Origin of the sequence: Ramlibacter sp. (assembly GCF_013697775.1) — a bacterium.
In the GTDB taxonomy this organism is placed as follows: domain Bacteria; phylum Pseudomonadota; class Gammaproteobacteria; order Burkholderiales; family Burkholderiaceae_C; genus Ramlibacter.
On record NZ_JACCWG010000092.1, the window covers coordinates 1 to 8,320 of the forward strand.

The following is an 8,320-nucleotide window of genomic DNA, read 5'->3' on the forward strand; positions in this document are numbered from 1 at the left end:
CGGCACCGGCTGCGCCGCAAGCCAGGCGGTCACGGCCGACAGGTCCTCGGGCGTGAGCTTGCGCGCGATCTCGGCCATGCAGTCGGGCGCGTGCGCGCGGCGCTGCCCGGTGCGCCATGCGCCCAGCTGCGCATTCAGGTAGTCGCGCGGCAGGCCCAGCAGGCCCGGCACCTGTGGCAGCATGCCGGTGAACGTACGTGCGTGGCACTGCGCGCAGGCCGGCAGCTCGCGCGACGCGTCGCCCTTTTGCGCGATCAGGCGGCCGCGCAGCAGCAGCTCGGGCGGCTGCGCGGACACCGGCGACGGCGGGTAGGGCACGCGCAGGCCGGCGAAGTGCTCGGCGATCTCCATCACGTAAGCATCGGACAGCGGCTCCAGCAGCCGCGTCATCGGTGCGTACTGCCTGCGGCCTTCGCGGAAATTCAGCAACTGGTTGTACAGGTAGGCGGCCGGCTTGCCGGCGATGCGCGGGTAGTAGCCGTCGGGCCCGGCGCGTCCTTCCTTGCCGTGGCAGCTGGTGCAGGCCAGCACGCGCTGCGCCATGGTGTTCTCGAACGCGGGCTGCGGCGCCGCGCGCGCTGCCCAGGGCGCGCAGGCAAGCGCGCAGCAAAGCAGCAGGCGGCGGGCGGAGACCGGGAATCGCATCGCGCGACTATGCCACCGACGGCTGCCCGGCCGGAACAGGCCGTTGCAACTTTTGCGGCGGGCATGTCGGCGGGGCGCGCGCAGCCGCGCGGGCCGATGCTAATGTGACGGCACCATGAAGCTGTATCGACGTTCCTCCAAGCCCAAGGCGCAAGGTCCGGGAAGCCGTGCGGAGCCCAGGCCCGCGCCGTCCGACGGCAGCAATGCCGTGCAGCGCCGCCCGGATCCGCAGGCCGAGCCGATCCCTGACGGCGAGCACAAGTACGTGCCGCGCAGCCCGTACCGCACAGGTGGCTACTAGGGTTCCCTAGGGCGCTTCGAACAGGTCCTGTGCCTCGACCACCACGTCGGTTACGGGGTAGGCCACGCACGGCAGGATCCAGCCTGCCTGCTTTTCTTCGGGCAGCAGGCCGGGCCACGCGATGCGATAGCGCACCTCGCCTTGCGCAAGCCGGCTGATGCAGGTGCGGCAGGTGCCGTTGCGGCAGGAACTCGGCAGCGCGATGCCGGCGGCCTCGGCCGATACCAGCAGCGGCTGGTCCGCCGGCGCGGCGAAGCGCTGTCCCGACCGCGCGAGCGTGGCTTCGAATACAGTGGCGGGCTCAGCCGGCGCGTCGTTCATGGCGCGCCATCGTAGTCCGTCTTCATCACCGCATCCCGCCGCATGGCCTCCAGCCTGTTCGCCCTCCTCGACGACATCGCCACGCTGCTGGACGACGTTCTGCTGCTGACCAAGGTCGCCGCCAAGAAGACCGCCGGCGTGCTGGGCGACGATCTCGCGCTGAACGCGCAGCAGGTGTCGGGCGTGCAGGCCGACCGCGAACTGCCGGTGGTGTGGGCGGTGGCCAAGGGATCGTTCCTCAACAAGGCCATCCTGGTGCCGCTGGCGCTCGCCATCAGCGCTCTCGCGCCCTGGGCGGTCACGCCGCTGCTGATGGTGGGCGGCGCCTACCTGTGCTTCGAGGGTTGCGAGAAGCTGGCCCACCGCCTGTTGCACAGCCGCGAGCAGGACCGCGCGCACCACGAGGCGCTGGCGCGCGCGCTGGAGAACGACAAGGTGGACGTGGTCGCGTTCGAGAAGGACAAGATCCGCGGCGCTATCCGCACCGACTTCATCCTCTCGGCCGAAATCATCGTCATCGCGCTGGGCACGGTGGCGGGCAGCGAGTTCCCCACGCGGGTGATGGTGCTGGCGGGCATCGGCATCGTGATGACCGTCGGCGTCTATGGCCTGGTCGCCGGCATCGTGAAGCTGGACGACCTGGGCCTGTACTGGAGCCGGCGCGGCTCGCCCGCGCTGCAAGCGCTCGGCCGCGGGCTGCTGCGCGGCGCGCCCTGGATGATGAAGGGCCTGTCGGTGGCCGGCACGGTGGCGATGTTCCTCGTCGGCGGATCGATCCTCACGCACGGCATCCCGCCGCTGGCGCATGCGATCGAGGCGCTGGCCGAGGCGGCCGGCCATGGCTGGGCTTGGCTCATTTCCACGCTGGCGCACATGGGGATCGGCCTGGTGGCGGGCGCGCTGGTGCTGGCCGCGGTCAGCTTCTGGAAACTCATGCGTCGGCGGGCTCCTACGTAGTCATGCGGTGCCGGCGCATGTGCTGGCGTGCGTGGCGGCACAACAATGGATGCATCCTCCAGCCGAGTCCGCCATGCACGAATTCAACGATCCCGCGTCCGCCGATTCCGCCTCTTCGCCCGGCGCCGCGCTGCACGCGGCCGGCTTCGCGGAAGCCGACGACCTCGCGCTCGGCTGGGAATGCGCGAACCCTGCGCTGCAGATCGAGAGCTGGCACCAGGAAGCCGGCGCCGTCTCCGAACCGCGCTGATCCGAGCCGCTGACGCACTGAAAGCGGGGCCGTGCCAGCGGCGCTCCTACACAGCGTCACGCCATTTGCGCATTGTGGCCACGGCCCGGTCTTCCTAAGCTGACTGGAGAGCAGGAAGCCCAACATGCAAGACAAGGCCCGTACCACCCGCACCTCCACCACCGCGCCGCAAGCCGGCGCCGAGCATGCCGCGGAGCACTCCGAATTCATCGATTCCCTGCAGAAGGGCGTGATGATCGGTGCCGCGGTTCTGCTGCTGGTGCTGCCGCCGCTGCGCATGGGCATGCAGCGCCACGCCGCCAAGCCCGCGCCGGTGGCGCAGAGCAATGCGCCGGCCGCGCAGGCGCCCGCAATGCAGCCCCTGGTGGTGGCGCAAGCGCCCGCCGATGCCGCGCCCAGCGCTGAAACTCCGGCGGCACAGCAACCTCAGTCGCCGACCGAGGAACAGGTAGCCAAGGCCACCACACCCGCCTTGCCGATGCCGCCGCTGGCCGACTTCGGCGAGATCAATCCGACGCCCGACGTCAAGCTGGTGGCCGACTGGTCGGTCGCCACCAAGGACCACAAGAAGAATGCCTTCGTCGTGATCGACAAGAAAGATGCACGCGTCTACGTGTTCGGGCCCGACGGCAAGCTGAAGGCGGACACGCCGGTGCTGCTGGGCTCGGCCGTTGGCGACGACTCGGCCCCCGGCATCGGCGACAAGCCGCTGTCGAAGGTGAAGCCCGAGGAGAAGACCACACCGGCTGGCCGCTTCGTGGCCGAGATCGGCATGAACGCGCGCAAGGAAGACGTGGTGTGGGTCGACTACGACGCCGCCGTGTCCATGCACCGCGTGCTGCGCACGCCCGACGCCATCAAAAAGGACCGGCGCCTTGAGCGCCTGGCCACGCCCACGCCGGAAGACAACCGCATTTCCTACGGCTGCGTCAACGTGCCCGTGGCGTTCTTCGAGCAGGTGCTGGCACCTACCGTGCGCCGCAGCGGCGCGGTGATCTACGTGCTGCCGGAGACGCGCAGCGTGCAAAAGCAGTTCGGCGCCTACGACCCCGCGTTGCGCATGCAGCTCGCGCAAGCGGCGCACAAGCAAGTGCAGCAATAACTGGTCGTCTGCGGTAGCTCAAGCAAGGTTTCCTCTTACATTGTTCGATGCCGTGAACTGACGCAGCGGTTGTGGGGCTTCTCTACCCTAGAGGACAGCTGGCGCCAGATGCCAGCTTCAAAGTCCAAACAACAGGAGTCCCGAAAATGAATGCATCGATCCAATTGAAAGCACTCGTCGCCAGCCTGGCGACCGTCGCCATCGTCGGCACCGCCATGGCCCAGGGCACCCCGCCCAATCCCGCCGTGAAGAACCCCGCACTGGGCGCCGGCCAGCAAAGCACGCAAAACACGCCGATGGGCACGACCGGCACGCCGGGCGTCACCGGTGGCACCACCACGGGTTCCTCCACGATGGGCACGGGCACCACCTCCGGCTCCACCATGACCGGTTCCAGCACCACCGGCAGCGGCACGACGATGGGCGCGAGCAGCTCCACCGACACGACCACGGCGACGAAGACCACCCGGACGATGAAGAAGTCCAAGATGAAGGCCAAGCGCAAGCACGCTGCCCATAGCGACCGCGGCTGAACCTCCGCGCAATGAAAAGGGCCGGCGATCCGCCGGCCTTTTTCATGGGTATTCGCGACCCGGATTCGCAACTCAAGCCGGGTGCCAGCGGTTCTGCGCCACCAAGCAGCCACTGATGCGCCACGACTGGTCGGGCTGGCGCTCCATGGCGAACAGGGCCAACCAGGATTTATCGTCGTCGTCGCGGATTTCCACCAGCTGCAGCACCTGGCCTTCCTCTTCTTCGGGCTTAAGAAAGCTCACCTGCGCCGGCCGGTACACCATCGGATAGGCGCCGCGCACCATGGCGAGAAAGCGCGCCGAGCTGCCGATGGCCTTGCGCACTTCCGGCGTGGCGGTTTCGAAAGCCCGGTCGGCATCATCTTCGGCGAAAGCGCTCAGCTGCGATGCGATCAGTGCCTGGATCTGCTGCGCGTCGTTTTCGGCCAGATTTCCCGCGCGTGCCTGGAGCTGCAGCGACAAGGCGGCAACGGCGAGCACGACCACGCTGAAATAACGCAGAAAAATCCGGTTCATGGAGCATCTCCCAGGCGAAGAGGAAGGGGCACCGCGGGAAGCAGCCGGGCCCACTGGACAATGTGCTTGCTGATCGCATGCGGGATGCGGAAGAGTTCGCTACCTGTCGTTGTGGCGCGGGCGCCGGCTGCTTGGAATTCAGTGTGGTGCCCGCCGCAAATCGCTGGAGCAAGCCGGCTGCCCGAGCCGCTGTAGGAAACGCCGCGACGAAGCGCGGCGTTTTTTCCGAAGCTACCGGGAGCCGGCCTTTTGCTGCTGCATGCGCTGCTGGATCTGCTGGCGCGTGGAGCGCACATCGGCGGCGTACGGGCTTTGCGGATCGCCGGCCTTGTCGATCACCGCCATCGCCTCGGTGTTGCGTCCCTGGTCGGACAGCGTCTGCGCCAGGTTGTTCATCACCACCACCGACTGCGGATTCCGCTGCAGCGTGCGCCGCAGCACGCTGGCCGCATCGGGCAGCGCGCCGCGCGCATGCATCTGGTTGGCCAGGCCGATGGCGGCCGGCACGCTGTCGGGCCAGCGCTGCACCGCGGCGGTGTATGCCTTGGTCACCGCGTCGCGGTCGGCCACGCGCGAGAACGCCACCACAGCCTCCATCCAGCGCTGCTCGTCGGCCGTGACTGGAATGCGATAGGGCGGCGTCACCACCATCGCCCAGTAATTGCCCTTGAGCCAGCTGCGCTCGAAGGCGGTAAACGACATCTCTTGGCGCGGCTGGCGCCCGGAGCGCAGGAACACGCTGCCGGTGGAATAGTCGAAGCCGTTGACCACCGCGTAGTGCCAGGTCTTTCCGAGCACGCCCACGTCCTGCAGCACCACCACCGGATTGCCCGCGGCTACTTCGCGCAGCAGCTCGCCATAGCGCAGCGGCAGGCGCATGCTCACCCGGCCATAGCCGCGCGGCGCGGCCAGCATCTCCAGCTGCAGGCTGCCCTTGCGTGCCGGCAGCCACACCTTGTCGACCAGCGCCTCGGGCTTCACGTCGACGCCGCTGTAGGCGAGCGCGGTGGCCAGCGCAGCCGGGCCGCACTGGTAATCGTCTTGCGGGAAGAATGGAACCCGCGTGAGTTCGATGCGCTCGGGAACGCCTTGCGGCCAGTCCGTGCGCAGCGCCACGGTCTGCGGCACCAGCGGCTCCAGGGTGGAGCAGCCCGCCAGCAGCGCGAGCGCGCCGAAGCACGCCGCGCCGGCGAACCGGCGCGGCGTGGTGAAGGATGGGAAACGGCGCGCGCCGGGCGCGCCGCAGTCAGCCGTGCGCAGTGCCGGCTCCTTACTTGCGAAACGCGTAGTACCAGACCAGGGCCGCAACCACGACCACCGCGACCCAGCCCCAGGCCGAGGCGCCTGCCGGTGCGGTCTGCATGTCCTGCGCCATAGCGTGCACTTCCTGGTCGTTCATGGCGTTGATGCGGGTGCGCGCGGTGTTCTGGTCCACGCCCATCGCCTGCAGCTGCGAAGCGACTTCGCTGCGGTCCAGCGCGCCCAGCACCATGGCGCGTTCGGCCGCGGGCGTGGCGGGTGCGGCCGCCTGGTCGGCGCCGATCAGGCCGGCGCGTGCGGTCTGGAACGACAGGGCCAGCAGCGAGACCACGAGGACTCGGCAGGTTGTTTTCTTTACGGAATTCATCTTGGAAAGCTCCTAGGGTTGATCGTCGGCACGGGCACGTTGCCCGTACGCGAGCGCCATTTACGCACGGCGTTGCGCGGGCGGTGGTTCGCCGTGACAAATGGGTACAGGAATTGCCGACGCTGTGCCTGCGGTACCGCCGACTTTGCGGCGTGAAAGCCTCCTACAGCGCAAGATGGAACGCCACGCCGTAATGGACGTTCAAGCACGGAGCAGTACCCCATGAAAACCCTGACGGTCCTCATCCTCACTGCCGCGCTCGCGGCCTGCTCGGCCGTCCCGCAGCGCGAAGCGCGAGCACCCGACACACACACGCTGGGCGCGCAGGCAGCGCCCAGGGACGATGTCCTGCGCGGCGGCCACGCCACGCCCGAAGGCGCATCCTTTCTCGGCTTCCACGGTCCGGTCTACCGGATGACGCCGCGCGACTGACGCGCGGCGTGACGACGGCGCGGTGCGCCCATGCGCCAGAATGCGCGCATGAACGCGACCTCGCCCGACTTCTCCAAAGGCGCCGCCTGGCAGCGCGGCGAATACGTGCCCATCGCGCAGGCCTCGGTGACCATGACAGACTGGGGTTTCCTGCGCTCCGACGCAACCTACGACGTGGTGACCGTCTGGGACGGAGCCTTCTTCCGGCTCGACGCGCACCTGGAGCGCTTCCTGCGCAGCTGCGCGCGCTTTCGGCTCGACCCCGGCAAGTCGCCGCGCGAGATCATCGACATCCTCACGCACTGCGTGCGCCTGGCAGGACTGCGGCAGTCGTATGTGGAGATGATCTGCACGCGCGGCCAGCCGCCCTGGGGGTCGCGCGATCCGCGCCAGGCCGCCAACCAGTTCTTCGCTTTCGCCGTGCCCTATGTGTGGATCGCCGACGAGGAGCAGCGCCGGCGCGGGCTGCACGTGGCGGTGAGTGACGTGCAGCGCATCCCCGCGGCCAGCGTGGACCCGACCGCCAAGAACTACCACTGGAACGACCTGACCATGGGCCTGCTCGGCGCGCTGGATGCGGGCGCCGACACGGTGCTGCTGACGGACGCCGGCGGCAACGTGGTGGAAGGTCCGGGCTTCAACGTGTTCGCGCTGTGCGGCGGCACGCTGGTCACGCCCAAGGATGGCGTGCTGGAAGGCATCACGCGGCGCACCGTGCTGGAGCTGGCGCGCGTGCGCGGCATCGTGGTGGCCGAGCGCACGCTGAGTGCCGCGGAACTGCGCGGCGCGAGCGAAGCGTTCCTGAGCAGCTCCGGTGGCGGCGTGCTGCCCGTGACCAGGGTGGACGGGCAGCCGGTGGGTTCAGGGGTGGTCGGCCCCGTTACGACCACGCTGCTGCAGGCGTACTGGGACGCGCACCGCGACCCGCGCTACAGCACGCCCGTTGAAGGCTGAATGCTGGGGTCCGTCGCCACCGCGTCGGGGTCGCGGCGGATCGTCTCGCGTTCGCGGTGCTGGCGGCGGTCGAGCTTGCCGAGCGCATGGTCCAGCGCATGCAGCAGCTTGTCGGCGGCGCCGCGGAACGCCAGGTCCTGGTTGGACGCGTAATTCTTCACCGCGATCGGCGGGCGTCCGGCGATGCGCGCTTCCATCATGCAGCGCTTGTCGACGCTGCCGCCCTTGTCTCCATGGTTCTCGTCGGTCAGCTGCACTTCGATGTCGGTGATGTCGCGGCTGAAGCGCGCCAGGTGGTCGTTCAAGTAGTCGATGGCCCAGCGGTCGAGCGACTCCTTGTTGTCGATGCCATTGCTGGTATTGACCTGCACATGCATGAGGACTCCTTTGTTGTGATCTTCCGTCCAGTGTGGCGGCGACTCGGCGGATGCCGAGTCGGACGGCGCCGATTGGGCTGTCGGACAGCCCGGCTGCACCATGGACACGGCATGCACCTACGTACGCACCGCAACCCCGAGGCTAGTCTCTTTTAATCCTGACGACGGAGAGATTTCCATGAACAGCGCAATCCTTGGACAAATTTTCGGCAGCGTATTTGCCAGCGCGGCGAGCCGCCGCAGCGGCGGCGGCCTCGGTGGCGGTGGCGGTGGCCTGGGCGGCCTCGGCGGAGGTGGCCCCGGCG

At 68.6% G+C, this 8,320-nt stretch carries 13 protein-coding genes; 7 read left to right on the top strand and 6 right to left on the bottom strand.

Annotated elements, in window-relative coordinates; translation table 11 throughout:
• The coding region (locus H0U68_RS04940) for a c-type cytochrome (RefSeq protein ID WP_296353264.1) at positions 1-645 on the bottom strand (645 nt) is incomplete at its 3' end.
• A 115-nt stretch (positions 646-760) separates the two neighbouring features.
• Here H0U68_RS04940 and H0U68_RS04945 point away from each other — a divergent pair.
• Positions 761-946, top strand: a complete 186-nt coding sequence (locus H0U68_RS04945; protein WP_296353266.1) for a hypothetical protein — start codon at positions 761-763, stop codon at positions 944-946.
• A gap of 6 nt (positions 947-952) precedes the next feature.
• Here H0U68_RS04945 and H0U68_RS04950 read toward each other — a convergent pair whose 3' ends face one another.
• Positions 953-1,267, bottom strand: a complete 315-nt coding sequence (locus H0U68_RS04950) for a 2Fe-2S iron-sulfur cluster-binding protein (RefSeq protein ID WP_296353268.1) — start codon at positions 1,265-1,267, stop codon at positions 953-955.
• Between the two features lie 42 nt (positions 1,268-1,309).
• On the opposite strand from H0U68_RS04950, the gene H0U68_RS04955 reads away from it, so the two are divergent.
• From H0U68_RS04955 to H0U68_RS04970, 4 genes are all read left to right on the top strand, one after another.
• On the top strand, positions 1,310-2,224 hold the full coding sequence (locus tag H0U68_RS04955; protein ID WP_296353270.1) for a DUF808 domain-containing protein: 915 nt from the start codon (positions 1,310-1,312) through the stop codon (positions 2,222-2,224).
• Between the two features lie 73 nt (positions 2,225-2,297).
• A complete protein-coding gene (locus H0U68_RS04960; RefSeq protein ID WP_296353272.1) occupies positions 2,298-2,474 on the top strand; it encodes a hypothetical protein in 177 nt (58 codons plus the stop codon).
• Between the two features lie 124 nt (positions 2,475-2,598).
• Complete coding sequence (locus H0U68_RS04965) at positions 2,599-3,576, top strand: L,D-transpeptidase (protein WP_296353275.1); 978 nt, start codon at positions 2,599-2,601, stop codon at positions 3,574-3,576.
• A 146-nt stretch (positions 3,577-3,722) separates the two neighbouring features.
• A complete protein-coding gene (locus H0U68_RS04970) occupies positions 3,723-4,109 on the top strand; it encodes a proteophosphoglycan ppg4 (RefSeq protein ID WP_296353276.1) in 387 nt (128 codons plus the stop codon).
• 72 nt (positions 4,110-4,181) lie between these two features.
• Here H0U68_RS04970 and H0U68_RS04975 read toward each other — a convergent pair whose 3' ends face one another.
• The 3 genes from H0U68_RS04975 to H0U68_RS04985 form a co-directional block, all read right to left on the bottom strand.
• Complete coding sequence (locus H0U68_RS04975) at positions 4,182-4,625, bottom strand: DUF4864 domain-containing protein (RefSeq protein WP_296353278.1); 444 nt, start codon at positions 4,623-4,625, stop codon at positions 4,182-4,184.
• Between the two features lie 231 nt (positions 4,626-4,856).
• Positions 4,857-5,753: a PA2778 family cysteine peptidase gene (locus H0U68_RS04980; RefSeq protein ID WP_296353280.1), complete on the bottom strand. Its 897-nt coding sequence runs from the start codon at positions 5,751-5,753 to the stop codon at positions 4,857-4,859.
• Between the two features lie 142 nt (positions 5,754-5,895).
• The gene (locus tag H0U68_RS04985) at positions 5,896-6,252 is read right to left on the bottom strand and encodes a PA2779 family protein (protein ID WP_365730726.1); all 357 of its coding nucleotides are present in this window, start codon (positions 6,250-6,252) and stop codon (positions 5,896-5,898) included.
• A gap of 222 nt (positions 6,253-6,474) precedes the next feature.
• On the opposite strand from H0U68_RS04985, the gene H0U68_RS04990 reads away from it, so the two are divergent.
• Complete coding sequence (locus H0U68_RS04990) at positions 6,475-6,684, top strand: hypothetical protein (RefSeq protein ID WP_296353284.1); 210 nt, start codon at positions 6,475-6,477, stop codon at positions 6,682-6,684.
• A gap of 48 nt (positions 6,685-6,732) precedes the next feature.
• Entirely contained in the window at positions 6,733-7,638 is a 906-nt protein-coding gene (locus H0U68_RS04995; protein ID WP_296353287.1) for an aminotransferase class IV, read from the top strand.
• Here H0U68_RS04995 and H0U68_RS05000 read toward each other — a convergent pair.
• Positions 7,614-8,015, bottom strand: coding sequence for an HPF/RaiA family ribosome-associated protein (locus tag H0U68_RS05000; protein ID WP_296353289.1), 402 nt, complete (start codon positions 8,013-8,015; stop codon positions 7,614-7,616). The genes H0U68_RS04995 and H0U68_RS05000 overlap by 25 nt on opposite strands.
• Between the last annotated feature and the right edge of the window lie 305 nt (positions 8,016-8,320).